At 37.3% G+C, this 26,814-nt stretch carries 21 protein-coding genes; 4 read left to right on the top strand and 17 right to left on the bottom strand.

Annotation, left to right across the window (positions count from 1 at the left end):
- Positions 1 to 736: 736 nt before the first annotated feature.
- From ACQKMH_RS06785 to ACQKMH_RS06730, 12 genes are all read right to left on the bottom strand, one after another.
- Positions 737 to 2,161 (bottom strand): sugar porter family MFS transporter, encoded by a 1,425-nt coding sequence (locus tag ACQKMH_RS06785; protein WP_427586657.1) that lies wholly within the window; start codon positions 2,159 to 2,161, stop codon positions 737 to 739.
- A gap of 618 nt (positions 2,162 to 2,779) precedes the next feature.
- Positions 2,780 to 3,994 carry a Gfo/Idh/MocA family protein gene (locus tag ACQKMH_RS06780; protein ID WP_427586656.1) on the bottom strand — a complete coding sequence of 405 codons (1,215 nt, stop codon included), beginning with the start codon at positions 3,992 to 3,994 and terminating at the stop codon, positions 2,780 to 2,782.
- A 133-nt stretch (positions 3,995 to 4,127) separates the two neighbouring features.
- On the bottom strand, positions 4,128 to 5,069 hold the full coding sequence (locus tag ACQKMH_RS06775) for a sugar phosphate isomerase/epimerase family protein (RefSeq protein WP_427586655.1): 942 nt from the start codon (positions 5,067 to 5,069) through the stop codon (positions 4,128 to 4,130).
- A gap of 866 nt (positions 5,070 to 5,935) precedes the next feature.
- Positions 5,936 to 6,859 carry a sugar phosphate isomerase/epimerase family protein gene (locus ACQKMH_RS06770; protein WP_427586654.1) on the bottom strand — a complete coding sequence of 308 codons (924 nt, stop codon included), beginning with the start codon at positions 6,857 to 6,859 and terminating at the stop codon, positions 5,936 to 5,938.
- A gap of 467 nt (positions 6,860 to 7,326) precedes the next feature.
- Positions 7,327 to 8,520 (bottom strand): MFS transporter, encoded by a 1,194-nt coding sequence (locus ACQKMH_RS06765; RefSeq protein ID WP_427586653.1) that lies wholly within the window; start codon positions 8,518 to 8,520, stop codon positions 7,327 to 7,329.
- A gap of 175 nt (positions 8,521 to 8,695) precedes the next feature.
- Positions 8,696 to 9,550 (bottom strand): class II fructose-1,6-bisphosphate aldolase, encoded by an 855-nt coding sequence (gene fba, locus ACQKMH_RS06760; protein WP_427586652.1) that lies wholly within the window; start codon positions 9,548 to 9,550, stop codon positions 8,696 to 8,698.
- A 337-nt stretch (positions 9,551 to 9,887) separates the two neighbouring features.
- Complete coding sequence (locus tag ACQKMH_RS06755) at positions 9,888 to 10,763, bottom strand: sugar phosphate isomerase/epimerase family protein (protein ID WP_133346985.1); 876 nt, start codon at positions 10,761 to 10,763, stop codon at positions 9,888 to 9,890.
- Positions 10,764 to 11,100: 337 nt separating this feature from the next.
- Positions 11,101 to 13,014: a 3D-(3,5/4)-trihydroxycyclohexane-1,2-dione acylhydrolase (decyclizing) gene (iolD, locus tag ACQKMH_RS06750; RefSeq protein ID WP_427586651.1), complete on the bottom strand. Its 1,914-nt coding sequence runs from the start codon at positions 13,012 to 13,014 to the stop codon at positions 11,101 to 11,103.
- On the bottom strand, positions 13,014 to 14,024 hold the full coding sequence (gene iolC / locus ACQKMH_RS06745; protein ID WP_427586650.1) for a 5-dehydro-2-deoxygluconokinase: 1,011 nt from the start codon (positions 14,022 to 14,024) through the stop codon (positions 13,014 to 13,016). Before iolC ends, iolD begins: the two co-directional genes overlap by 1 nt.
- Before the next feature lie 25 nt (positions 14,025 to 14,049).
- Entirely contained in the window at positions 14,050 to 14,865 is an 816-nt protein-coding gene (gene iolB / locus ACQKMH_RS06740; protein WP_427586649.1) for a 5-deoxy-glucuronate isomerase, read from the bottom strand.
- 95 nt (positions 14,866 to 14,960) lie between these two features.
- On the bottom strand, positions 14,961 to 16,430 hold the full coding sequence (locus ACQKMH_RS06735) for a CoA-acylating methylmalonate-semialdehyde dehydrogenase (protein WP_427586648.1): 1,470 nt from the start codon (positions 16,428 to 16,430) through the stop codon (positions 14,961 to 14,963).
- A 1,149-nt stretch (positions 16,431 to 17,579) separates the two neighbouring features.
- Positions 17,580 to 17,837, bottom strand: coding sequence for a hypothetical protein (locus ACQKMH_RS06730; RefSeq protein ID WP_427586647.1), 258 nt, complete (start codon positions 17,835 to 17,837; stop codon positions 17,580 to 17,582).
- Between the two features lie 253 nt (positions 17,838 to 18,090).
- Between ACQKMH_RS06730 and ACQKMH_RS06725 the strand changes: the two genes are divergently transcribed.
- Positions 18,091 to 18,636: a MerR family transcriptional regulator gene (locus ACQKMH_RS06725; protein ID WP_427586646.1), complete on the top strand. Its 546-nt coding sequence runs from the start codon at positions 18,091 to 18,093 to the stop codon at positions 18,634 to 18,636.
- 573 nt (positions 18,637 to 19,209) lie between these two features.
- Here ACQKMH_RS06725 and ACQKMH_RS06720 read toward each other — a convergent pair.
- Complete coding sequence (locus ACQKMH_RS06720) at positions 19,210 to 19,956, bottom strand: polysaccharide deacetylase family protein (RefSeq protein ID WP_427586645.1); 747 nt, start codon at positions 19,954 to 19,956, stop codon at positions 19,210 to 19,212.
- A 278-nt stretch (positions 19,957 to 20,234) separates the two neighbouring features.
- Complete coding sequence (locus tag ACQKMH_RS06715) at positions 20,235 to 21,122, bottom strand: LysR family transcriptional regulator (RefSeq protein WP_427586644.1); 888 nt, start codon at positions 21,120 to 21,122, stop codon at positions 20,235 to 20,237.
- A gap of 166 nt (positions 21,123 to 21,288) precedes the next feature.
- Here ACQKMH_RS06715 and ACQKMH_RS06710 point away from each other — a divergent pair, with 166 nt between their 5' ends.
- The 3 genes from ACQKMH_RS06710 to ACQKMH_RS06700 are packed head-to-tail and all read left to right on the top strand — an operon-like array spanning position 21,289 to position 24,049.
- Positions 21,289 to 21,678: a tautomerase family protein gene (locus ACQKMH_RS06710; RefSeq protein ID WP_427586643.1), complete on the top strand. Its 390-nt coding sequence runs from the start codon at positions 21,289 to 21,291 to the stop codon at positions 21,676 to 21,678.
- A 48-nt stretch (positions 21,679 to 21,726) separates the two neighbouring features.
- Positions 21,727 to 22,935, top strand: coding sequence for a YbfB/YjiJ family MFS transporter (locus ACQKMH_RS06705; RefSeq protein WP_427586642.1), 1,209 nt, complete (start codon positions 21,727 to 21,729; stop codon positions 22,933 to 22,935).
- A gap of 34 nt (positions 22,936 to 22,969) precedes the next feature.
- The gene (locus tag ACQKMH_RS06700) at positions 22,970 to 24,049 is read left to right on the top strand and encodes an NAD(P)H-dependent flavin oxidoreductase (protein ID WP_427586641.1); all 1,080 of its coding nucleotides are present in this window, start codon (positions 22,970 to 22,972) and stop codon (positions 24,047 to 24,049) included.
- Between the two features lie 238 nt (positions 24,050 to 24,287).
- Here the strand turns inward: ACQKMH_RS06700 and ACQKMH_RS06695 are convergent, their stop codons facing one another.
- The 3 genes from ACQKMH_RS06695 to ACQKMH_RS06685 all read right to left on the bottom strand — a co-directional run bounded on the left by ACQKMH_RS06695 (position 24,288) and on the right by ACQKMH_RS06685 (position 26,777).
- A complete protein-coding gene (locus tag ACQKMH_RS06695) occupies positions 24,288 to 24,620 on the bottom strand; it encodes a hypothetical protein (RefSeq protein ID WP_427586640.1) in 333 nt (110 codons plus the stop codon).
- 494 nt (positions 24,621 to 25,114) lie between these two features.
- Positions 25,115 to 25,966, bottom strand: a complete 852-nt coding sequence (locus tag ACQKMH_RS06690) for an aldo/keto reductase (RefSeq protein WP_427586639.1) — start codon at positions 25,964 to 25,966, stop codon at positions 25,115 to 25,117.
- Positions 25,967 to 26,036: 70 nt separating this feature from the next.
- Positions 26,037 to 26,777 carry an SDR family oxidoreductase gene (locus ACQKMH_RS06685; RefSeq protein WP_427587528.1) on the bottom strand — a complete coding sequence of 247 codons (741 nt, stop codon included), beginning with the start codon at positions 26,775 to 26,777 and terminating at the stop codon, positions 26,037 to 26,039.
- Positions 26,778 to 26,814: the final 37 nt, after the last annotated feature.

Below are 26,814 nucleotides of genomic sequence, written 5' to 3'. Positions count from 1 at the left end.
GGATACATTAGTTCACCTTATACGGATAGGCTATACTGAACTATTCCCATATGAGAAAATCTGGGCTTTTAAAAATAGCAATTACCTTATAATAATTCAGACAAAGAACTTTTAACAGCCCTTTACTCAAATGTAATATTCCTCTAAGATGTTTATAGAACGGCAGGATGTCTTCTCGCGGTGATAATTCGATATATTTGTAGTCAAATTCTGCAACTAAATCTACCTTTTGAGAATTTTCAGGTGTCGATACATATATGGATCTAGTACAATTTTATTTTTTATTCCTTCTATAGAAAAGTTATTATTGAAATTACTCATTTACAAATACAGGGCAATAGGATTATAATCAATGTTATTTTTTAAAGACCGTTTAAAATATATCTACCCCATTAGTTACTATTTAAGGCGTCGCTTATTTATGGAATCTACATATTAAAGCTTAATATTAGTCAGAGATTAAACTAATAGTTATTTATACTTACACTTATAAATGTAAGACAAGATATAGTAATCGTATTTGTTTTAAGAAGACTTCTTTTTATACTTTTAAGCCATTTTTCTGTTAAGACCCTTAAATTCCCAATAAAGGAACATAATTCATAGTCTTATCATTACAGATAAGACTATGAATTATGTTAAATATGCTTATTTATTCTTAATTTTATATCAATTCTTAAAAATCAATTATCTTGATTGGATTTCAGATTAATCATTACAATAATTCTGATTTCCATCAGCTTCCTCTTTTAAAGTTAGCCTCTATTTGTTCTAATGATAATCCTCTAGTTTCTGGCAAGAATTTCGCTACAAATATTATTCCCACAACACCAAACATAGCGAATAAGAAAAATGTTCCTGAAATTCCGATTCCGTTCATAAGAACAGGAAAGAATATACCTACTACAAAATTAGAAATCCATAAAAAAAACACTGCCATTCCCATACCAATACCACGTAATCGAACAGGGAATATTTCAGCAAGTATTAACCACACCATCGGGCCGATAGCTCCTTGGAAAAAGGCTAAATATACTACCGTCATGGATAATACTACATATGGCAACATTGGAGATCCATTAAGCATTAGAGTAGAAATACCAATCGTAATAAGCGCAACCGTCACACCCGTTAAGCCTGAAAGTATCATTGGCCTTCTGTTCACTTTATTCAGCAGAGACATACCAACAATAACTGCAACAACTGCAATTAATCCATTTGCTACGTTTGCAATTAATGCTGTTTTTGTTTCAAAACCAGAGTTTTCAAGTATTTGTGTTCCATAGTACATAATAGAGTTTATACCTACTAATTGTGATATAGATCCTATAAAAATACCAAGAATCACAATACGTCTAATCCAAGGAGTCCTTAAATCTTTGAAGCTCATTAATTCTATTTTTTTCTCTTTTGAAATATAGGCTTTAATTTCCTTCAACTCTTGTTGAGCGATACTTTCACTACGAATCTGTTGAAGTATTTTCAATGCTTCAGCCATTTTTCCTTTTGACGCTAACCACCGAGGACTTTCAGGTAAAATAAGTACTCCAATCCAAAGCGCTATAGCTGGTAACGTCGCAATCACCAACATATAACGCCATGCATGTCCTCCATCTCCAAAAACATTTCCAATAACTGCATTACATATATAAGCCAAAAATTGTCCAGTAACAATCATCAATTCATTTTGAGTAACCAAAATACCACGCCTGTCTGAAGGAGCTATTTCAGCAAGATATGATGGGATTACTACAGAAGCACCTCCGACAGCAAGTCCCAATAGAAAACGGCAAACAACCATTATAGTTGTATTTGGTGCTATAACACAACCAGCTGTAGAAAAGAAAAATAACATTGCAAGATACAAAATAACCTTCCTACGCCCTGTATTATCTGATAGGCGTCCACTAAATATTGAACCAAAAGCCGCGCCTAATATTAAAGAACTTGCTACTAAACCTTCAGTGAAAGGATTTAAGTTTAATTGGTCAGGTCGAGCCATAAAAGGAAGTGCACCATTAATAACCCCTGTATCATATCCGAATAATAGACCCCCAAAAGTTGATACTATGGTGACTAATTTTAGAAATTTTTTCGGGTCCTTCTTCTGGTCAGATTCCGTTTTAACTGAATAATCATCAGACAACTTGATGTTTTCCATGTTATATTCCCCCTTTGCTAATTGTATGTATGTAAAAAAAGTGCTTAACCGTTAAGCTCCTTGGTAAAGAAAACATCACCTATTAACAAAGACAAATAGAATAAACCATCACATCCCCCTTAAAAATCATGCAACGGATATCATTGTAAATATAAAGCCACTATTTCAAGTTCTTAGTTTTTGAAACGCTTACATAATTTTCTCTTTGAATATCACTCTCTAATAATTCATTCAAAGATCCATGAAATTTTTGATTAGAGACAAAAAACACAATATTTTTTCTTGAAATTCTACCTAAGAGACTATATATTTTAATTTGGCTTTATTAAAATCGGACCCTAATACCTCCGGTCAAACTATCATAAGCGTTACTTATAAAGCTTAACCATGTTTGTCATTTCTGATAATCAAGCGTTAATACTTACAACGAGCGAATTTTATCTAATTTTTTATAATATTCTGGACTTTTTAGTCTATTTTTTGGCTGATTTTTATTACATCTGGGTCAGAGAAAACACAACTTTTTATTTAAAAGCCATGGAATTGGTTTCTACACCAATCCCACGATTTTGATGAAGTATTCTGATACTTTCCAATCGATATTGATGCTTACTAAATTTAATAAGTTTTTCCCACTAACAAAGTTTCTTTGTTACTCTCAAAATCCACCCAAACTGCTCCTTGATCTGCAGAGCGTACACAATTTTCGATCCAGCGAACGCCTTCTAGTCCCGCATTAATATCTGGATAAACAAGTGTATCTAGAGTTTCTTGATCCCCACGCATTTTCGCATCAATAGCAATCGCAAATTTCAGATAAATGTTGGCCCATGACTCTGAAAGCCCTTCCTGGTGTAAAGCACCTAAACGCTCATCCGCGTTACAACTCTCATCTAAGTAAGGCATCGCTCGAATCAACGTTTGGATCGGTTGCCCTTGCACTTCAAATCGTAATTCATTTGGCTTGCTGTCCCACCACTCTAAGCTTGCTTTTGAACCAACGATGCGAATGCGATGTCCATCCATGCAACCTGCATCGACAGAAGATGTCCAAAGTCTTCCTACAGCGCCATTTTCATAGTGCATTAAAACGTAAGCATTGTCCTCTAACGGCGCACGACTGCTGATAAAGCTCTGACGATCACATAATAACTTTTTAATTTTCATATTCGGCAGAATTAACTGTGACATATAGTACGTGTGTGTAGATAGATCACCTAACACATAACTTGGTCCTGCAACTTTAGGATCCACGCGCCACTTTTGTGCAGCATTCATTTTGTCTCCATCATCAGTGGCATTAAACCCATGCGTATACTGTAATTCGACTAATCGCACTTCACCGATTTCTCCCTTTTCAACCATTGCCCGGATTTGAAGTAGCAGCTGGTTACCAGAGAATCCATATGTTACACCTATGATTTTGCCTTTTTTCTCAGCTAGTGCCTTAATTTCTAGAACCTCTTCAGTCGTAAAAAACAATGGTTTTTCACAAATGACATGTAAACCAGCTAGTAATGCGGCCTTACAAATTTCATAATGAGTACCATTAGGAGTTGCGATTGAAACAACCTCAACACCATCTTCACGCATTCCTTCCTCTGCAAACATCGTTTTATAATCTGGATAGCAGCGTTCTTCAGCAACACCAATGTTCACACCAAAGCCTTTTCCTCTAGCAGGATCTATATCAAATGCCCCAGCTACCAATTGGAAAGCTGTATTATCTCTAAGTGCCCCGATTCGATGTTTATAACCAACCTGTCCAAGTCGTCCTCCGCCAACCATACCCCAGCGTAACGGTCTTGCAATTTTCTTCTCTCCATTTAACATAGTAAAATTCCTCTCTTTCAAATAATTTTTATTTTGAATGTTCCTGCTTTGAATAACTGGAAGAAAATAACCATTTCGCAATATTCGGAAAATTATAACCACTTAAGTATCTGAAGAAATTCATTTGTTTAAACTAAAAGCTAAGTGTTTGTTTTAAAGCATCAATTGACGTTCTTACCCCTGCTTCTACTGACATAGTTAGATCTTCCATTTCCAAAGAAACTTCCCCATCATATCCCATCATCTTAACCACGGAGAAAAACTCTTTCCACCATTGCAAATCTTGTCCACAACCTACCGCTACATAATTCCAGGCTCTATTCGCTACATCCGTAACTTCTTTTGTTTCCAGCACACCGTTAATACCTGATAAATGTCTCTCGAGGCGAACATCTTTACCATGAACATGATGAATAGCTTCTCCTAATTCTCTAGCTGCTAAAATGGGATCCGCTCCCATCCATATTAGATGACTTGGATCTAAATTTAGGCCTACAATAGGTCCAACTGCATCACGTAATCTAAATAATGTTTCTGGGTTATACACCAATTGGGAACTAAAGTTTTCAAGTGCAATCTTTTCAATACCACATTCTTCAGCTTTAACAACTAGTTCTTTCCAATATGGAATCCCTACCTCATTCCATTGATAATCTAAAATATCTTTTAGAACCGGAGGCCAACTTACAGTGTATGTAACCCAGTTAGGAATTTTATCTTCTGGGCTTCCTGCCGGCAGTCCACTCATCATAATAATCTTCTTTACGCCTAATAACTTCGCTAATTGAAATGTTTTATTTGTAACTTCTCGATGTTCTTTGCCCAGTTCACCCGGATCTAAGGGATTTCCAGAACAATTTAAAGCACACAGTTTAATATCGCGTTTTTCTAATGCGGTTAAAAATTCATTTCTTTTATTTTGACTTTCTAATAGTTCATCTAATCTCAAATGGGGCGCTGGTGACCATCCACCAGTCGTCATTTCAACCGTATCAACTCCCATTTCACTAATAACATCAAGCATTTTCTCAAAGGGTAAGTGTCCCAAACTATCTGTTACATAAGATAATCTCATTCTTGTAATCTCCTAAGAATTTATTTGATATTGAATGTACTTTTATACAATTCAAGTCATTTTTTATTTTTAATATACTAATTACCCCTTACAAAAAGTGGTAGAAACCAACCCCCTTCCAGGCTGAGATTTAGCAAAAACATAGATTATACTAAATTTGTGTTTCTAGTTAAAAGCCCTCTGAAAATACTGGTTTACATTTGTAATTACAGGACAATACATTTTACCCACTGTTATTTTATGAAGACTCCTTTTAATACTTTAAAATTATGTTATCAAATAAACAATTTACCCGGCATCTTCACCATTCGTTACTATGAAAGTTGTCACTTATTGATAGAACCCCAAATGTAAACGCTTTATATTAGATAGGAAATTTAACTAATTGTTACTTGCCTACATTTGTAATTATAAGACAATATGTAGTAATCGTATTTGTTTTATGAAGACCTTTTTTTATACTTTAAAGACATTTTTTATGACTGAACACTTAAACTCTCAAAAAAGTATCATAAAAAATGACCTCATCTTTACAGATGAGATTATGGGGGGGAATTTGGAAAAGCGTCTTTACTCTTGCACTTGTTCAAGTTCCTAAAATTGATTATTCTTAACTGAAACAGTTAGATTAAGTATAACCACCGTTATTTCCTTTTTTATTCTTTTGACAAAGCTACATCCATTTTCCCTAGTATAGAAGCCAAGCTTATAATCAAAAAGCACGGATTGATTTACAGGATCAGTCTGTCCAAAATCAGTAAAAACTTATTCATCAATTGTATGGGGGTGCAAAGTGCAATATGTTTTCCTAGAAATATACGCTCTTTATTCCCTTTTCTTTTATCTTGCAGCAGAACCTTTTTTAACTAAAAACCAACACTCTTTAAATAGGCGATACTCCGACTAACATCTCGAAAACTAGTATCAGAATCTCTTGGGTCACGTTCTTGCTCAATCGTGATATACCCATGATAATTGATTTCTTTCAGTAATTTGCGAATAGAATCATAGTCGATAATTCCTTGACCAATCGGACACATAACACCCTTACCACAAGCATCGAAAAACCGGATATGCTCCCCCATTACTTGCTGATATACATCTAGATTAATATCCTTAAAATGGATATAATCCAATCGTTCTGCACAATCTCGAAGCCATTGCACCGGATCCATTTTTGAGTAATACAGGTGCCCTGTATCTAGACAAAGCCCCGCAGTTTCATATGGAATGTCCTGCAAAAGTTTTTGGATTTCGTCTTCAAATTCTATATGGCCTCCTGCGTGAGGATGAATGACAGGACGAACTCCATACTTTGTCCAAGCCCGCTCCGCAAGTGAACGAATGTGTACCATCATATTGTCCCATTCTTGCGCAGATAAACGTTTTGCCTTCTCTGGGTGACCGGCTGCATAATCTCTTTCCTCATGTCCCCAATCAATGAGTACGAGATAATTGGTCGGAAAGTTCTGCCCTTTTTCCTGCGGTGTGGGCGGAAGTTTAGTAATCAAAGAACAAATGTCGTCCACCTGATACGATAAGTTTTCCAAATTAGATTCTGTTACCAAATCATCAAAAATTGTTCCTGCAATAATCGTCAGATCGTTTTTTGAAAGCTCTGCTTGTACTCGTTCAATGTCCATCGGAACATATCCATAAGGTCCTAGCTCAATACCTTCATAACCTGCTTGTGATGCTTCTTGAAACACCTGCTCCCATGGTGGAAGATATGGGTTTTTAGGATCATCCACTCCCCAGCAACAAGGCGCACTTGCAATTTTAATACTCATTTTGATCACCTCTAACTACTATTCTCTTACATAAATTGATCTCTCATTTTCATCATTATTTATTCACCTACCTTTAATTTCATACGAGCTCTTACATATGAAATCAAAGTAATCACACTAGGATCCTTCACTTATATATTCGATGATAATTAAAACTGATGTTGAACACATATCAGAAGGGTTTATTCGACATGACCAGAACCATCAGAAATTAAATCGCCGAACCAGTTGCCATAACTCCCGAGTCACTCTTTCCAGCATAAATCTGCTGAACTCATCCTCTCTGTCTTCCTCCCCCGAACACGACTACCGTAGCGATTCCATTGAAGTTGATCTCACGCAATTTGGAAAAAAGCACATCCCGGTTAATATGACCTTTGTCGGTATCCATATGCTAAAGATTTATTTTTGGTGGCAAAAATAAAATCTATTGTAAAACAGCAATTTCCGATGTTTACTCTATCTGCTCATTCTAAATAATTTATAACTTGCTTTACTTCATTTTCGTTCTTATTCCAAATGGTAACTAAAAGCGTAGCAACTACTCCTAATACACCTACAAAGTAAAATCCTGCTGCAATCCCCATATATGAATTCAAGACACCTGCAAGAAACGGACCAACGAACATACCAATTGCGTACAGTGCTTGATAGACTCCCATTGCTGTGGCTCTTTTTTCGTGAGGAATGGACTCAATCGCCATTCCCAGCATCAACGGAAAAAGAAGTCCCAGTGAAAATCCATTAAATCCTTGTATAACATAGAGCCAGTCTTTTGTGTCAGCAAGAGGGATAACGAGTGTAAAAAATGAGGTTAACCCAAATGCTAGTTTTAGAGATCTCCATTGCCCCAATACCGGAACAAGTAATTTTCCGGCAAATAGAGTTGCGATGGCATGAGGAATCATAAATGAAAATACAACCAGGCTGATATCACTCGTTTGCAGCCCAATTTTCAGTGAGTAGGTAGGGATAAATCCGAACATGGTGGTGAAGATAATGCTGTGAGCCAAAATAGAAAGTATCGAAATCTTTAAAAGCAGAGGTTCCCGAATAATAGATAATAAGTGGTTCAACTTAACTGGCTCCCTTTGAATTCCTTCTTTCGGTTCAAAAATAAAAAGGGAAAGCACCACACCTGCTATACTCATAATTCCACCAATCCAGAACAGAGCATGCCAGCCCCATTCCTCTACAATATAACCGCTTATACTCATGCCTAACAGTTGTGCTAAAACAACAACAAACGAAATACTGCCCATGGCACCATGGATTTCCCGGTCCGTAAAATAACTAGAATATAACACGGTAAAAACAACCCAAGTTGCTGCAGCCACTCCAGCTAGAGAGCGGGATAAAAGCACCCACCCTAAACTATCAGTTAGTGCAAACGCCAAACAACTAGACGCGCTTATTAACATTCCAAATACAATAACCGGTTTTCTTAATTTCGTAAGGTCTGAAAAGATTCCAATAGGAAGCCGACATAGAAGCTGCATGAGCCCATAGCTGCTTAACACAAAACCAATAAAGGTATACTTACCTCCCATTGATTCAATATAAGGAGATAAAATGGGAACGTAGATAAAATGCGAGAACCACAAAATAAAGGAAACGACTAAAAAAATGTATTTGTCTCGTGCAGCATGTAAGGTATTCAAAGTATCACTTCCATTTAGTTGTAGTCCAAGTAATTTATTTCAAGGCCTTGCTAGTTTTATCTATACAAATTCGAGAAATTAGAGTTTCCCCAATCAAACATATAAGAAAGAAAAGTTTTCTTGTTTTAATACAAAAAGGGTTACCCAGAAGTAGATTCTAGGACACCCTATTTCCTTATGCTTTATGGCTTGTTCTAAATTCTTGCATCTTGTTTTTGACCGTTGCTTTAATCGCCTCTTTAGCCGGCGTGATAATAGTCCGAGGCTCATATACTTTCTCGTCAGAGGCTAAAACCTCACGAATCGCTTGTGTCCATGCTTGGATGCTTTCTGTATTCACATTGATTTTCGCATGCCCAAGTTTAATTGCCTTCTGGATCTGATATTCAGGTATTCCCGAACCTCCATGGAGAACGAGCGGTACATTGGTTAATTCAGAGATTTCTTGCATTTCGTCAAAACCAAGTTTTGGTTCCCCTTGGTATGGTCCATGAACCGAACCAAGAGCGGCAGCTAGTGCATCTATCCCTGCTTCTTTTACAATTCGCAAGCATTCATTTGGATCGGCATATTTAATTCCGCCGACCAGTCCGTCTTCCATACCGCCGACTGTTCCCACTTCCGCTTCCACAGATACTCCTCTCGGACGGGCGTAGTCAATCACTTTTTTTGTCATGGCGATATTCTCATCGATTGGATGATGGGAGCCGTCAATCATTACTGATGTAAAGCCGGCATCAATCGCCTTTTTACAACGTTCAAAACTCATCCCGTGGTCCAAATGCAATACGACCGGAACGGTGATCGACATTTCTTCAACAAGGGCTATGACCATTGTAGCAATCGTTTTAAAGCCGCCCAAATAATCAACAAGCCTGTCGGAAGCCGCCAGTATGATAGGTGCTTGTTCCTCTTGCGCAGCCTGCAAAAATGCTTGCGCCGATTCGAGGTTATTGATGTTGTACTGGCCGACAGCATAACCGCCTTCCTTTGCTTTAATCAATACTTCTTTCATAGATACTAAAGTCATTAAGATCGGTCCCTTTCGAAAATAATATCCATCATTCTACTTATAATCGCTGTAAAGCTGCCATTAATATTGATTAGGCCTTCCGATTTAAAACCTGAAGGCTGAATCAGAACATTATGCTATAACGAAGGATCTTATTCTAAGCCAAATCCTTTTTTCATTTTTGCAACATAAATCTGCTTTATTCTTCCGATCAATCTTTTTCTCCAAACATTGCAACAGTAGCGATTCCGCCAAAACTGTTTGAATTCAACCTTAATCTGCTACATGTTCAGATTAAGGTAAATACATTTGAATATTTGTTTTAATTTCTCAATATAATCAACCATCCAAGAAGTTAGATCCTGATATTAGTATTTAATCCCTCTTTAATAGATTTCAGCGTTACTTCGTTGGACCATTCTGGTTTATCAGGATAAGCGAATACTGAATTTGTTACAATTCCATCAAAGTTCATTTCTCTTAATTTCCGATATAATGCATCAAAGTTTATTTCCCCTTCACCAGGGTTCAAATGCTGATGAATTGTTACGTTTGCATTAGGAGGATTAATAATATATCGTAATCCAAATGCTGCTTTATGATTTAGAGTATCGGCAATTAGAACATGTGCAAGTAAATCTCCAGCTTCTTCTAAGTGTTTCTTTACATCGCCAATCCCATCATCATAATAGAAAGCGTGTGCAACAGAATATACCAACTTAATCCAATCTTTATCTAGTGCACGAATCATTCGAATTGCTTCTGTATTCAACTCAATAAAGTCGTTAGGATGAGATTGTAAATTAAGTTTAATACCTTCTTTTTCAAAAAGTGGCATTAGCTCTTCCATTGATTTAACAAAAGCAGCTTCACTTTCAACTGGACGGCTTTTGTCGCCGCTAAATTCGCTGTTCATTAAATCTACTCCTAATTCAGAAGTGATTTCGATACAACGCTTCCAATTTTTAACTGCAGTTTGACGCTCCTCTTCAACTGGTGAAGACCATTGTTGAACAGGAAGTACTGAAGAGATTTTAACGCCGGCATCTAAACAATATCTTTTTAAGTCTTTTATCAACTGCTTATTAACCTTTGGATATTCATAAAACCAAATAAAATCTTTACGCGGAGATAACTCCACATATTCATATCCTAATCTAGCAGCTGCATCGATAGTACCTTTTAAATCTGTATTATCACGATAATGTGACGGATCATATGCTAAACGCAATATAAAACTCCCCTTTTTTGTGACTGTTTTGATTTAACCGTTATTTACTGCATGTTTGCTAAGATTCATGCACAATTTTGAATCTTAATTTTAATTTTGCAACAGAATCAAATTTGTTATTTTATAATCTTCAGACTTCTTTAGCCATTTCTTTTTCATTTTTTATATAAGTTTTGCTTTGCCGCTAATTCGATAGGCGCTTTTTCTCCTGTTTGCTCCGATTTCACACAAGCTTCCGCAGTGACATCCGCAATGCAGCAATCCCCATGAAGTCGCTCGCCTGTTTTCTTGTTTAAGTCTATGAAATACCTTGATTGTTCATAAACTCCATCGCCTATTAATATTGCTTCGCCTTTTTAAGTTTTTCTTGCTTTAATTCGTATGCCTTTTGAACACCTTCCTGGTTTGATACTTGAGGTACCCCAAGATTCCACCAGCTGCCTTCGTAGCCGTCTGTCATTGTCTTTGGAAGTACTTTCATTTCAATTAAAGTAGATTTATCTTGTTTTTTCGCATCTTCCAAAGCAGCCTTTAATTCTTCTACCGTATTAGCACGATATGCTTTCGCGCCATAGCCTTCCGCTACTTTTGCATAATCGATATTTAATATTTGGTTATCATCTGTTCGGAACTCGCAATAATAGCTGCCGTTTCCGAAATCCATTTGCAGGTTGTTGATACAGCCGTATCCAGAGTTATCGAACAGCAGGACGTTAATCTTTTTGTTGTACTGAATGGCTGTGATGAATTCAGAGTGCAGCATCAGGAAACTGCCGTCCCCTACAATGGTATATACTTCTTTTGACGGATTGGCCAATTTCAATCCTAATGTACCTGACACTTCATATCCCATACATGAATAGCCGTATTCAAGATGATACGTGTTAGGCACTTCTGAATGCCATAAGCGCTGCAAGTCTCCAGGAAGTGAGCCGGCTGCACAAATGATGATGCTGTCAGGATCAATCGTGTCATTAATCGCAAGGAGTGCAGTCGTTTGCGGCAATTCTGTGTTTAGCGCATCCGCATATTCGTTTAATACTTCTTGCGAGAAATGGTTTTTAATTTCAGGTTTAAAATTCTCTCTATTGAATACAACTTTACTTAAACGATCACGCTCGGCTAACCACTCTTCTTTTAACTCGGTAATTGTGCCGCCAAATTCGCTTTTGTAGCCTTCCAGCATCGGAAGCAATGCCTCAAACGTTGATTTCGCATCCGCTACAACCGGGAATGCATCTAACTTATAAGCCTGCATACGACTCACGTTTATATTCAAGAACTTAGTTGTTTCAAAGTTAAAAATCGTCTTCGAGGAAGTCGCGAAATCGGTAAATCTCGTACCGACACCAATAATTAAGTCTGCTTGCTGAGCCACTTTATTGGCCGCCAGTGTACCAGTGATTCCAAGTCCGCCCAAGTTGTTTTTAAATGAAAACTCAACCGTTGATTTACCTGCTTGAGTTTCCACTAACGGAATGTCGTATCTTTGAGAAAATTTGATTAACTCTTCACGTGCTTCGGAATATTTAGCCCCGCCTCCCACAACGACGACCGGCTTTTTGCTTGCTTTAATTAATTCAGCTGCACCGTTCAACTCACGTTCATTCGGCAATTTGCGATCAATATAATGAACCCGCTTTTTGAAGAAATTCTCATCATAGTCAAAGGCTTCCGCTTCCACATCCTGTGAAATACAAATGGTTGCAGGGCCTGCTTTGGCTGGATCTGTCATCACTTCAAATGCCCTGATTAAACTGGACATCAACTGTTCAGGACGAGTAATACGGTCCCAATATCTTGATACAGGCTTCAGCGCATCATTCGTTGTAATCGCAATACTATGTTCTTGTTCGAATTGCTGTAAAACCGGATCAGGCTGGCGTGTCGCATATGTATCAGCCGGCAATAATAAAACCGGAATATTGTTTGCAAGCGCCGTTCCCGCTGCTGTGACAAGGTTGGCTGAACCCGGTCCACTTGAGGTAGTCACCGCATAGATTTTTTTACGAAGCATTTGTTTGCTGTACGCAATGGCTACATGAGCCATTCCTTGTTCATTTTTTCCTTGGATAACTTTTAAATGGCCAGAATCTTGTTCAAGTGCTTGCCCAATCCCCAACACATTACCATGTCCAAAGATATTGAAGATTCCTTCTACAAACTGAGATTCCTGTCCATCAATATGAACATATTGTTGATTGAGAAATTTAATTAACGCTTGTGCTGTTGTTAATCTGATTGTTCCCATTAGTTGCTGCCTCCTACCTCGACTGCTTCATGTTGAGGTCTTTCCGCAATTAATTGTTCTATTTCTTCTACCGTTGGCATTGCTTCAGAAGAGCTATGCTTACTTACTACAATAGAGGCTGATGAACTGCCATATTTTAAAGCGGTTTCAATATCTTTTCCGCTAATTAATGCATATAAGAAAGCTGATGCATACGAATCGCCCGCACCAAACGTTTTCAATACCTTTGTACGATATGCTTGGCCTTTGAATGTTTCTCCTGATTTTGTATAAGCATAGGAACCTTCCACACCATGTTTAATGACGACAAGTTCAGGAGAATGACGGAACAGGTAGCAGATCGTATCTTCGTTTTTGCCGCCTTGTTTGTTTTCCATTACATCGTATTCGTCACGTGTGCCGATGACCACGTCTGCCTGCTCTGCCACCAAAGAGCAGTACACAGCTGTTTCTTCAAGGGAATTCCATGAGTACGGGCGGTAGTCCAATTCAAACACAACTTTTACGTCATTTCCTTTAGCGAGGCTGACCGCTTTTAACACCGCTTCACGAGATGGGCTTTTTGATAAAGCCGTACCTGAAACAAGCAGGATTTTCGATTGCTTGATGTAATCCTCATTGACTTCAGAAGGGTTCAGATAAAGATCTGCCACGTCCTGACGGTACATAAGGATGCTGCACTCTTCCGGACTCTTAATCTCTGTAAATGCCAATCCTGTTTTATGCCCTTCTTGATCTACGACCATATTTGATGTATCGATTCCCGCACCTCGCATATACTGCTCGATAAACTTCCCATGCTGATCATCTGAGATTTTGCTGATAACTCCGGCTTTTAAGCCTAGCTTGGAGCTGCCAATTGCAATATTTGCAGGCGAGCCACCTACATATTTCGTAAACGTCATCGTTTCTTCCATCGGACGGTTATACTCCGTTGCATTTAAATCGATGCATGCACGGCCAACCGCAATAATGTCATATTGTCTTTCTGCATTGAATTCATATTTCATTTTCTTCAGCTCCTCACATGTTTTATTAGCGTTTTAAAATCCATTCATGATCCGGTTCATTGTAAAATTCCCAAATACGTGTTGGTCCTGCCATAACATTTAAATAATAAGATGTGTAACCATCAGGTACGCCAACCGGATGATACCCTGCCGGTACGAGTACCACATCCCCGTTTTCAACCGTCATCGTTTCATCAAGAGAACGATCATCTGTATAAACACGTTGGAATACAAAACCTTGCTTTGGATTCATTTCATGATAGTAAGATTCTTCCAAAAACGACTCATCTGGCAAGTTGTCCTGGTCATGTTTATGGGGAGGATAGCTCGACCAGTTGCCGCTTTCTGTGTAGACTTCGACCACAAGAAGACTGTTAGCTGACGGATCCGAATCCGGCAAAATATTATGTACCATCCGTTTATTACTCAAAATACCCCGTTGTTCAACACCAACATCCTCTGCTTTAATCAATTTGGTCGGAAGTTGTTTTTCAGAAGGGGAATAACATAGTGCCACGCGGGCTTCAGTTATACCTTCAACTTGAAAATGGTTGTTATTCGATACGTAGATGCTGTCCGTCGGCACCTTATCAAACACACTTTCACGTGTACCTAAATCGTGGAATGTTTCTTCGCCTACTGTCACGTTGATCTTTCCAGTCAGAGCGACGATACAACACTCCTTTTTATTTAATGATTCCGAATATTTAGAATTCAGGGATAACTCAACTATTTTAAACTCAACAAAATCTAATGGAGAATTTTCTTGCGTTACTTCCTGAACAACCGTAACACCTTCAGAGACTTCACGTTTTTCTGGTTTTTTCAGTAATTTACTCATATGTGCCTCCTTGTTTCTCAAGCAAAAAATTGGATTAATCTGCCCTGTATCAAAACGGGCGACTTGCATTTTATTTTTTTATGGGGTTTATACATTTACTTCACGTAGCGTGCAGTCACCATTTTTTTGCGAGTGTAGAACTCCACACCGTCTGACCCGTTTGCATGAAGATCACCATAGAATGAATCTTTATATCCGGAGAATGGAAAGAATGCCATAGGTGCGGGAACCCCCACGTTAATGCCCAGCATACCGGCATGAATTGTTTCACGGAACTGACGTACATCAGCTGCACTGTCTGTATATAGGCAAGCTCCATTAGCAAGAGCGGACGCATTCGCAATGTCAACCGCCTCTGTTAAATCTTTCGCACGGACTATGGAGAGGACCGGAGCAAAAATTTCATCTTGCCAAATTTTCATATCCTGCGTTACATGATCAAAAATGGTAGCCCCAAGGTAGTAACCATTGCCACTTGCGGCCTCGTCTTTACGGCCATCACGTACAAGGGTCGCTCCTTGTTCTACACCGGATTCAATATAGCTAATAGTCCGTTGCTTAGCCCCTTCACGGATAACTGGTCCAAGAAAAACGCCGTCATCTAGGCCATTGCCGATTGTAATGGCATCTGCAGACTGTTTTAATCTTTCAACTAATTCATCCGCTACACTGTCTTCTACTACAACAACAGCAGCTGCCATGCAACGCTCACCAGCTGAGCCGAAGGCCGCACTTGTAATTTCTTTTGCCGCCATATCCAGATTCGCATCTTTCAGGACAATCGAGTGGTTCTTTGCTCCTGCAAGTGCCTGAACGCGCTTCAGGTTAGCCGTACCAGTTTTATAAACATATTCTGCAACTGGTTGTGAACCAACGAATGAGATTGCTTTCACATCTTTATGTTCAAGAAGTCCGTTTACAACATCATGTGCCCCATTTACAATGTTCAATACACCTCTAGGAAGACCTGCTTCCTCAAACAGTTCAACAATACGTGCTGCAAGAAGTGGTGTACGCTCAGATGGCTTTAACACGAATGTATTGCCACATGCAATTGCAAGTGGGAACATCCAGCAAGGGACCATCATTGGAAAGTTAAACGGTGTGATACCACCAATTACACCAATTGGATAACGATACATACCCGATTCAATGTTTGTTGCAATATCTGGAAGCTGTTTTCCCATCATAAGTGTCGGTGCACCAGCGGCAAACTCCACACACTCGATGCCTCGCTGTACTTCACCGATTGATTCTGATAAACTTTTTCCATTTTCGATGGTAACAAGTTTCGCAAGTTCCTCCCAATTATCTACCAGGAGCTGCTGATATTTAAACAATATGCGAGCTCGTTTTGGAACGGCTACCTGCGACCATTTTTTAAACGCTTCATTCGCAACTTGAACTGCACGATCCACATCTTCTTTAGTTGAAAGGGGCACTTCTGCAATCGCCTCACCAGTTGCAGGATTAACGACAATTTCCGTTTGCTTTGAGGTGGATTCAACCCACTCACCATTTATGTAGTTTTTTAATTTTACTACTTTCTGTACTGTGTTCTGCATGTATTTTTTCTCCTTTAAAAATATATTTTCGTTTCTAACAATCTTCCAATATTAGTGGAGTTATAATGAAACATCATTACAATCGTATCTACTCCAAAAAGCACTACGAATTAAAACCTTTTCACTAACCTATTTTTCTTTTATTAATGAAAACGATTTCTTTTTTTATAAAAAAAAGAAATCCAGAAAACTATTTATTACAGAAAGAAGACAACAAATATCAATCGTATTTTTATTATCATAAAATACATTTTTACATTTTAGAAAGATTATCCCAAGTAAACACTTGATTCATGATTTTCATTATTCCCCCCTAAGTTATTAAAACAACTGTAATGAAATCGTTATCATTCAGGTCAAAAATCACTCGTGAATTTCTCATTTACAATTATGATTATAGAATAAAACATTGTAATCGTATTTCCATTATGAAGACACCTTTTTATACTTTAAAGACATCTTACCAACAAACCAATGATTCATAGAGAGTGGATGAAACATACAAAAAAGTAAAAAGCCAACGAGCAAAAATCATTATATATTCGTCATCTGCGCGTTCCACTACACCCTTATTAATAATCGGGTCAACTTTAAAACACATGCCTGTGGGATCGGAAGTACATAATCTCGTTAGGGGAAAAACAGCTTTTCATTTCCCTTATGTGATACTATTTTTGGCCATGTCAAATAACCCTCCAAGCCCTTTTGGAGGGGTCTTTTCTCTTTTTCACAAAACAGTTAATTAAGCTAAATCACGGAACGTTTCTTTTCTTTTTAATAGAGCATAGATCCACTGAGTTAGTTTATTAAAATAGGCTACGATTGCCACTTTGTCCGGCTTTTCTTCTGATTTTTTCTTATCATCGAATGCTCTATGCTTATTATTTCTTGAAATCCTTATGCCGCATAATTTGGCAAGATACAAGGAATGGCGTTGTCTGGTCGAATCCCTTTTATGACTTCATAGGCACCTTCCAGCTTCACATCATGGGACCGGCTTTTTGAATTAATTTCTAATTAATTTCTTGGCATTGATTAATGTATCTCTAACAGATAAACATACAGCCGCCCTTACAAGGGCCGGATGTTCCTACAAGTAAGGCTGCGGACTGTTTACTTCACGGGATCATGTCCCACGCACCCGTTAGTTCAACAAGAACATATTAACGATTTATATTTCCACTCAAAATCCATATAAATTTCTGAAAGAAGTCTTCCTTCGATTATTCCATTTTTAAAAAGAGCCTCAGAAGTTTCAAACTCTTGAGTATAGGAACCTCTAACTCGCGTAAGATAATATGCACCTGGATTTTGGCTTATCCAATATTCTTCATTTTGATATGTAAATGAGTATTCTTCCCCAATTGCTATACCTTCTTGGAACTCAATAAACTCTTTTAAAGTCATCTTCCCACCACCTGTGAGCTTTTATAAAATTATACCTCCTATTAAACTAACCTGCCCCGTTAGTTCAGTAAGAAAAACGATTCTCATTAAAGAATCGCGCCCTTTAATGGAATAACTGATTAGCTATTAGCTGGTTTTGTTAAGAAGGATAAACAAATAGATAAAATAATTGAAAAACCTATTGCAACTGACGTAACGTCAGGTTATATAATTTACTTGTCGACCAATAAATCGTACGAAACGAGGTGAAAAGATGCCAAAAACCTCTTGGAAAATTGGTGAGCTTGCAAGCCAGTGTGGAATAACAGTAAGAACACTGCACCATTACCACCAAATAGGTCTATTAGTGCCCTCTGAATTTACCGAAGTTGGTCATAGGATTTACACAAAGGCTGATGCATCAAAACTTCAGCAGATATTATCTCTAAAACAATTGGGACTTTCATTAGAAGAAATCTATAACTTTATTGTAAATCCTAATTATAATCCGATACTCGTAGTTCAAGCTCAACTCGAAATCATAAATGAACAGATAAAGTTAAAGGAAAAGCTGCGCTATGAGCTTGAACAACTACAAACACTAATATCATTAAACCAAAATGTAAGTTCAGACCAATTATTAAAAATAATGGAGTTGATCCGAATGAATGAAAGTAATTATTTAACACCAGAGCTAGTCGAAAAGATGAGAGCTTATCTCAATAGCCTTACGGAAGAAAAAAAATTAAAGCTGAAAAAGATGCTGCCGCTCGTTGATGAGACACAAAAACAGGCTTTGCAGAAAATGATCTTAAAATAGCATGATAGCGAATGTCATCTATAAAATGCCTCAAAAAACCGGGCCGGAAAATGCACTTTTCCGGCCCGATTTTTGCTCATTTTTCACCCCAAAACCACTACATATAGTGGTTGACCTGCATCTAATATATGGTTAATTGCTGCTCTTCCTCAACAATCTTGCCCAATTGTTGAACAAAGGTCAAACAGCACTCTTCAACTATCCTGCCCCTATAGTTACATAAAGAAAAAGCTGCCTTATAGACAGCTCCGATCTTCAGCTAACGCACCCGTTAGTTGAAAAGAGTGAAAGTTAAATTGTACCTTTCATTCTAATTCCTTTCACACCTAACTCAGATTTAAGTTCTAGCATTGCTTTTTTTTAAAAAGCTATTGCTTGTTACTTGGTGACACACGAAGGTGGTATTCATCAACTCCATTGTATTTAAAGAACTTCAATCATAAATCACCCAATTAGTTCAATATCTATCTCCTTAAACTTTTGAATGATATTTGATGTTCTCCTTATTTTCCGTACCCATTTGCTTATAAACAATATTAAGTACTTTTCCCTTGGTTCCAAAATAAAAAGCGATTATCTGGTATAGGAACCGTCTTCAACTATCTTTGCAAAGTCATCAAGAGTAGTTGAATACTTGATATAAATTCGTGGTAAAAGATAAAGTTCGTCTTTAATGCCCTTCTCAGAATATAGTTCAGGAGTTGTCGTAAGTCCAAACAAATAATATTTCTTCGTTTCTTCTACGACTTTGTCATTGAAATTTCCGTATGGATACGCAAGAGCATTAACTGGTTTGCCTGTTATTTTTTGAATTTTATCTTTGGATCCTTTCAGTTCATATTCATAATTTTTTATTTCCGTCAAATCAGGATGTGTAGCAGTATGGGACTGGATTGAGATTATACCCGAATCAGCCATCATTTTTAAATCCGATTTCGATAATCGGTTTGAACGACTGATAAAGTCAGAAATAACAAAAATGGTACCACTTGGTTTAAAACGTTCGTTTTCAAGTTTTTGAAAGATAGCAAATGCATTCAGATTGTTTTTGTATCCGTCATCAAAGGTAATGAAAATGGGTTTATTTTCTTTATAAATGTCTTGCCAACGATCAAAAGTTAATAATGTGTAGCCATGGTCTTTTAAATAAATCATTTGTTTCTGGAAATTTTCAGGAGTTACATATAGCTCCTTAGAACCCTGCCCAGTAAACTCGTCAATCGAATGATAAATTAAAATAGGTACTTTTCGTTGAGCACAAACTTGTGATGGAAGAATTAAGATAAGAAGACATAGGAAAAACATTACAACCTTTTTCATAAAATTCCTCGCTTTGCATCCTATTTATATCTTTTCATTTTATTGTGCCTCAAAAGCCTAGTTCTATTATGATTTCTCCCTTTGATCAATGGTGACTTTGATAATCCCAAATGAAAAACTAATTTCTTAAAACACTAGGGAATCGGACTACCTGCCAAATTAGCTCTATAAGAAAAAGAGCTGCCAAAGCAACTCCCTTAATGAAGTAAAGCACCCGTTAGTTTAAGTACATTTCTTCACCATCTCTGTACATTGAAGAAAATATCTACCCACTTAAATTAAATTTTAATATCTAACACTTCCTCCTCATCACTTAACATATTGATAAATTTAATTAAAGACGCAGGTACATACTTATCTTTTCGATAAATAAATACTGTTTTGACTTTTCCATATTGATTCGGAATTGAATGTTGTCTAAGGATTCCCTCTTGTACATGCTTTGCAATAACACTTTGTGGAAGCATACTAATACCTAGACCAGCTGATACACAACCGATAATCCCATCTATAGTGCCAAATTCCATTATCTTATTGGGTAGCATCTTCTCTTGTTGTAGCCATTGTTCAAGCTTTCCCCTATAAGCACATCCTGTATGAAATACAAGCAACGTCCTTGTTTGAATATCTTTGATAGAAGATATAGGAGGATGAACTGTATCTGTAATGAGAATTAGTTCCTCTTCGAATACTTCCTTTTGAATGAGATCAGGGTGATTAATGGGTCCAGCCACAAATGCTCCATCAAGTTCATTCTGAAGAACTGCTTGAATATTTTGTTCAGTAGAGCCTGTTCTTAAAGTTAAATCAACCTCTGGAAAGTCTTTATGATACTTAGAAAATAAGCCTGGTAAGCGAACTGCTGCGGTTGTTTCCATTGAACCAATAATTAACGGACCTCTAGGTGTTTGATCATCATTCATCATATTTTTGGTTTCTTCTATAAGATCGAATATTTTTTCTGTATATGTTAGCAACATGATTCCTTTGTCAGTTAATGCAGAGCCACGATTATGTCTATAAAAAAGAGTTGTTTGAAGATCCGATTCCAGCTGCTTTATTTTCATCGTGATATTTGACTGTGCATATTGAAGTTCTCTTGCTGCTTGAGAAATACTCCCCATCTTAGCAACACTCTGGAAAATTTTTAATGAGTGCAAATCCAAAATAATCTCCCCTTAGTTGATATATCCTTTAGCCATCATTAAGAGTGATACCTAATATCAATTTTATGTATTATACCATATAGCAAAGAGAAGATAAGCTTATCATATCCTACATTTTAATAGGACACTCTAAAAACATTATTTCTTTTTGAGGGAGACAAACAATATGCCATTATTACGTTTTGATTTAGTAGAAGGAAGAAACGAAGAAACGTTAAAAAAATTATTGGATTCGGCACACCATGCGATGGTGGAAGCTTTTCAAGTGCCTGAAAGTGATCGTTATCAAATAGTTCATCAGCACCCGCCGCATGAGCTAGTAATCGAGGATACTGGACTGGGTTTTAAAAGAAGCAGAGACCTAGTAATTATTAGTATTGTTAGTAAAAAAAGAACTGTAAAACAGAAAGAAACCTTATACTCACTTCTTGCTCATAAACTTGAATTAGATTGTGGGATTTCTCCACAAGACTTGATGGTTTCTATAACAGAAAACAGCGATGCTGACTGGAGTTTTGGACTAGGGGAAGCACAGTTTCTAACAGGTTCATTGTAGCTAAAAAAGATATGATTTATAATATACAATTTTATTGGAGGAGAATCTTTGAAGAATCAAACTTATCTTTTTTTAATAGGGGGAATATTTTCTTTAATCATTGCTATGGGGATTGGAAGATTTGCATATACTCCCATTCTTCCCCTAATGCAAAAAGAACTTTCTTTATCAAATACAGTTGCTGGTTATATAGCATCTAGTAATTACGCAGGATATTTGCTTGGAGCAATTTTAGCAGGTGCCATTCCTTTTAAGAAGTATAGAACCATTTTGTTAAGAATAAGTTTAATCATCAGTATCTTAACCACTGCCCTAATGGGTCTCACATACTCTCATTTACTTTGGAGTGTACTTCGCTTTCTATCAGGATTTGCCAGTGCGTTTGTGTTGGTCTTAGCCTCTGGTATCGTGTTAGATAAACTTGCAACTTTAAGAAAAACCAGTTGGTCGGGGTTGTTTTATGGAGGGGTAGGTTTGGGAATCTTTTTATCCAGTCTAATGATTCCGAGTTTAAACCATTTATTTCAGTGGGAAGGAACATGGATAGGACTAGCCGTTGTGAGTGGAATCCTTGCTATCTTTGTATGGCTCTGGCTCGATGAAACCCCCAACGTTGTTGAGAAGGAAAATAAACAAGATATCATTGTAAATGTGCCCCCCACTAAATGGCTTAAATGGTTGATTATTGCGTATGGTTTAGAAGGATTGGGTTACATTGTTACAGGAACGTTTATCGTATCTATCGCTGAAAAGACCTCATACTTTCATAAAGGTGCCACCTTAGTTTGGATGATGGTGGGATTGGCTGCGATTCCATCCTGTCTCATCTGTTCTTTACTAGCTAAAAAATGGGGAAATATTAAATCTTTAGTGCTTGCAATGGCTCTGCAATCCTTGGGTATTGCGATGCCAGTCATTTGGATGTCAAAAACTAGTTTTGTCATAAGTGCTTTATTATTTGGAGCCACGTTTATGGGTATCACCACCCTTGCTACAACATTAGGACGAGAAATGAATTCATCTGAAAGCAGTCGGACTATTGGCATTTTGACCGCTATTTTTGCTATTGGACAGTTAATAGGACCAACCCTTGCTGGAGTCTTATCATCATTCACACATGATTTTAATGCTGCTTTTATTGGCGCAGCATGTGTTGTCTTCTTTGGGGCAATTTTACTTTTAAGTGGGTTTCATTTCGAGAACAACCCTAACATAAGAAATTCAACCATCCAATACAAAAAAACAGAAGAGAATTAATTGGGATTCATATACAAAATTAGGGGAGTAATTGATGTTAAATAATGAAATGATGAAGCATTTGAAGATTAAGAATCCTATTTTACAAGCTCCTATGGCTGGCGGGATCACCACTTCGAATTTAGTAGCCGAGGTATCCAATGCTGGGGGACTTGGAATGATTGGGGCAGGCTATCAGACACCAATACAATCAAGAGAGCAGATTAGAGAAATCAAGCAGTTAACGTCAAACCCTTTTGGCATCAATCTATTCGTGCCAAACGAATTTAACGTAACGCCAGACGCAGTCCAATCAGCTAACCAGCTTTTGCACACTATTCGAAAGCAATTAAATTTAGAACAAACAGACAGCTTTGACATTCCTGAATATAAAAAAAATTTTGGAAGCTTTATTGAACAAGTTAAGGTTGTCATTGAAGAGAATGTATCTATTTGTTCCTTTACATTTGGTATTCCTCCTAAGGAAGTGATGGATGAATTAAAACAGCATAACATCACTCTTATAGGAACAGCTACAACGGTTAGGGAAGCCGTTGAAAATGAAAAAGCAGGAATGGATATGGTTGTTATGCAGGGCAGTGAAGCTGGCGGGCACCGCGGGAACTTTATTGATGGTCATCAGGAGAGCCTAGTAGGTTTAATGTCACTTATTCCGCAGGTTGTTGACAATGTAAACATACCTGTTATTGCTGCTGGAGGAATTATGGATGGAAGAGGATTGATGGCTTCACTCTGCTTAGGAGCACAAGGTGTACAAATGGGCACAGCTTTCTTGACTTGTATCGAAAGTGGAGCACATAAGGTACATAAAGAAGCCATTTTGAATGCTGATGAAGACCAGACAACCTTTACTCGTACCTTTTCTGGTAAATGGGCAAGGGGGATTAAAAACAAATTTATTGTAGATATGCTGGAGCATGAATTGGCTGTACCCGACTTTCCTGTTCAAAACCTATTAACTCAAGTAATTAGAAAAACGTGCAGTGGACAAAATAATCAAGATTTCATGTCCCTCTGGTCTGGACAGAGTCCAAGATTAGCCAAAAATCAAACCGTTGAAATATTAATGAAAAATATTATTGCAGAAGCTAAAAATATAAACTTGGATATATAAGGGTCGTAATAACTCATTACTTTTATTTAGATTTCTTTTGCTAAAGATATTAGGAAGGTCAATCAGATATTTCTGGTTGACCTTTTATTTATGGTTTTACTATAACAGTAGACAGTGTAGTACAATAACGTATTTTGTGTTTTTAAACTATCCTGCCCCTTTAGTTACATAAAGAAAGAGCTACCTTAAAGATAGCTCCGATCTTGAGCTAACGCACCAAGTTTAAGACTATTTAAAACTAATCACCTATGGCAAATATATGTTTTTTCCGCTGTAACGCTTCTATGCAAAAAAAATTTAATTCTTTAGCAAAACTTCTAACTTTTTGTTCTTTGTCCTCCCCCGTGTATGTATTAATTACGCTATCACATATACCTATTAATTTATTAATCTCGTCTCTATACAATATTGTTTCACCATAAATATTAAGATTTAAAAGTAAAACAAACTTATTCTTTGAGACCTTTTCCTTGCTTAAAAGATATGAGTGTATTCCCTCTTCTTCTACATATATTTCTTCCTTATACGCCTCTTTATAGGTGTTAGTTAAAATGAAATTGATTCCACACATTTACTTCACCCTTCCCTGCCTAATTTTACTTATTTTAGCAGATTGTACTCAAGTCCCTTATTGAACAAACCTGCCCCTTTAGTGCCATAAGAAGCGATTATTCCACTTAAGCCCCCTATAGCATTCCTGTGAGCATTAATTATCGGCTTTGAAAAAAACAGAGCCCCTCGGTATGATGAGAGTATTTCACTGGCAGCATCTTTGGAGAAGCTGGAGATTTGAGTACTCACGGGGGATTTTCAAATGATTCCCTATTTTCAATCTGCCCCCATCTTATCAAAAACGGTCCTACCTCTTTCGTTTCTCTAAAGCAACTTTATACCTTGTGGTTTGAAATCCTGCGAATAGGAGATTATTAGTGAGCATGATTAAACTGAGGGAGTTCAATAAGAACGTAATAATTTAATAAAAACAGCCAGTTAGGTAAACTGGCTGTTTTTGAAATGAAAATATACATGAACTACCCCAGAAATAACGCAAAGTGTATGATAGCATTAAATATCAAGTTTACGGGTACCAATCCATTTCACAATTTCAGGATCGCGATGTGAAAAGAACAAGCTTTCTTTCGTATCTAAAGTAGCGATTCTTTCCATATCCTCTTGACCTAATTCAAAGTCAAAGATATTGAAATTTTCAATCATTCTTTCCTTACGAACAGACTTCGGAATCGCAACGACTCCTCTTTGTGTCAACCATCGTAGAATAATCTGGGCAACGGATTTATTATGGTTTTCGGCTATTGATTCTAAAATTTCGTTCTGGAACATGTTATTTTTTCCTTCAGCAAATGGTCCCCAAGACTCTATTTGAACATTGTTCTCTTTCATAAACTTAGCACTTTCTATTTGCTGGCAGAAAGGATGTGTCTCAACCTGGTTTACAGCAGGGATTACTTCATTATGAGTCATCAAATCAATCAGACGGTCCATCTGGAAGTTACTAACTCCGATAGCCTGGACTTTACCTTCGCGGTACAATTCCTCCATAGCGTGCCAAGAACCATATACATCTCCGAATGGCTGATGAATTAAATACAAATCCAAATAATCCAATTGCAGTCTTTCAAGTGAACGACCGAATGCTTTCTTTGTGCTCTCATAACCAGTATCCTGAACCCAGAGTTTTGTGGTAATAAACAATTCCTCTCTTGGCACACCACTCCGTTTGATGGCTCTGCCGACTGCTTCTTCATTTAGATAAGAGGCAGCAGTATCGATCAGACGATAGCCTGCCATTATAGCGTCATAAACGACTTGTTCACACTCATTTTCATCTTGAATCTGAAAAACACCAAAGCCTAGTATAGGCATCTCAACACCATTGTTCAAAATTACTTTTTGCATATAAAGACCTCCTGTTTTTTAAATAATCGGAACATACTACTTACAATAAACAAAATTTATTAGTGTTAAATTATCTCTCTTGATGTGTAGGACGAATAAGCATTTCATTAATTGCTACATCTGATGGTTGTTCAATGGCAAAAGCTATCGCACCAGCAATACTCTCAGCGTCTATCGCACCTTCATAAGCTTTATCGATTCCTGGTTTAAGATCCATATCTGTAATGGAATTTATTAATTCGCTCGCAACAGCTCCTGGTGAGATAATGGTTGTACGAATATTGTTACCTAACTCTTCTTTGCGAAGACCTTCTGTAATTGCACGTACAGCAAACTTTGTTCCTGCATAGACCGTACTTCCAGCTCCAACAACATGTCCAGCTACTGAAGACAAATTAATGACATGTCCTGATTTTTGTTCTCGCATGGATGGAAGCACAGCCGCAATCCCATAAAGTACACCTTTAATATTGACATCAATCATCTTATTCCAGTCTTCAATTCTTTTCTTATAAAGAAATGAATGCGGCATGACGCCAGCATTATTCACTAATACATCAATTTTTCCGAACTCTTGAAGCGCATACTCAACAAGCTCTTCCATTTGTTCATGTGACGTTACATCGGTTACTTTATAAATAGCTTTTCCACCATTTTTTTCGATGTCTTTCTGTAACTGTTGTAAACGTTCTTCACGACGAGCTGCCAAGACCAACTTCGCACCTGTAGAAGCAAGTTTATTAGCTGTTGCCTCCCCAATTCCACTAGAAGCACCTGTAATAATCACAACTTTATCTTTTGAATTAGACATCATTTATATCTATCCTTTCTTAATAAAAAGTAAATTT

The organism is Peribacillus sp. NPDC097895 (assembly GCF_050277555.1).
Taxonomy (GTDB): Bacteria; Bacillota; Bacilli; order Bacillales; family DSM-1321; genus Peribacillus.
Note: the sequence above shows the minus strand (reverse complement) of the source record. Positions and strands in the feature narration are given on the sequence as shown.

Excerpts from the sequence above, each read along its gene's own strand:
- ACQKMH_RS06785 (WP_427586657.1), bottom strand. The coding sequence starts at position 2,161 with ATGGAAAACATCAAGTTGTCTGATGATTATTCAGTTAAAACGGAATCT.
- ACQKMH_RS06780 (WP_427586656.1), bottom strand. The coding sequence starts at position 3,994 with ATGTTAAATGGAGAGAAGAAAATTGCAAGACCGTTACGCTGGGGTATG.
- ACQKMH_RS06775 (WP_427586655.1), bottom strand. The coding sequence starts at position 5,069 with ATGAGATTATCTTATGTAACAGATAGTTTGGGACACTTACCCTTTGAG.
- ACQKMH_RS06770 (WP_427586654.1), bottom strand. The coding sequence starts at position 6,859 with ATGAGTATTAAAATTGCAAGTGCGCCTTGTTGCTGGGGAGTGGATGAT.
- fba (WP_427586652.1), bottom strand. The coding sequence starts at position 9,550 with ATGACTTTAGTATCTATGAAAGAAGTATTGATTAAAGCAAAGGAAGGC.
- iolD (WP_427586651.1), bottom strand. The coding sequence starts at position 13,014 with ATGGGAACAATCAGATTAACAACAGCACAAGCGTTAATTAAATTTCTC.
- iolC (WP_427586650.1), bottom strand. The coding sequence starts at position 14,024 with ATGAAATATGAATTCAATGCAGAAAGACAATATGACATTATTGCGGTT.
- iolB (WP_427586649.1), bottom strand. The coding sequence starts at position 14,865 with ATGAGTAAATTACTGAAAAAACCAGAAAAACGTGAAGTCTCTGAAGGT.
- ACQKMH_RS06735 (WP_427586648.1), bottom strand. The coding sequence starts at position 16,430 with ATGCAGAACACAGTACAGAAAGTAGTAAAATTAAAAAACTACATAAAT.
- ACQKMH_RS06730 (WP_427586647.1), bottom strand. The coding sequence starts at position 17,837 with ATGACTTTAAAAGAGTTTATTGAGTTCCAAGAAGGTATAGCAATTGGG.
- ACQKMH_RS06725 (WP_427586646.1), top strand. The coding sequence starts at position 18,091 with ATGCCAAAAACCTCTTGGAAAATTGGTGAGCTTGCAAGCCAGTGTGGA.
- ACQKMH_RS06720 (WP_427586645.1), bottom strand. The coding sequence starts at position 19,956 with ATGAAAAAGGTTGTAATGTTTTTCCTATGTCTTCTTATCTTAATTCTT.
- ACQKMH_RS06710 (WP_427586643.1), top strand. The coding sequence starts at position 21,289 with ATGCCATTATTACGTTTTGATTTAGTAGAAGGAAGAAACGAAGAAACG.
- ACQKMH_RS06700 (WP_427586641.1), top strand. The coding sequence starts at position 22,970 with ATGTTAAATAATGAAATGATGAAGCATTTGAAGATTAAGAATCCTATT.
- ACQKMH_RS06695 (WP_427586640.1), bottom strand. The coding sequence starts at position 24,620 with ATGTGTGGAATCAATTTCATTTTAACTAACACCTATAAAGAGGCGTAT.
- ACQKMH_RS06690 (WP_427586639.1), bottom strand. The coding sequence starts at position 25,966 with ATGCAAAAAGTAATTTTGAACAATGGTGTTGAGATGCCTATACTAGGC.
- ACQKMH_RS06685 (WP_427587528.1), bottom strand. The coding sequence starts at position 26,777 with ATGTCTAATTCAAAAGATAAAGTTGTGATTATTACAGGTGCTTCTAGT.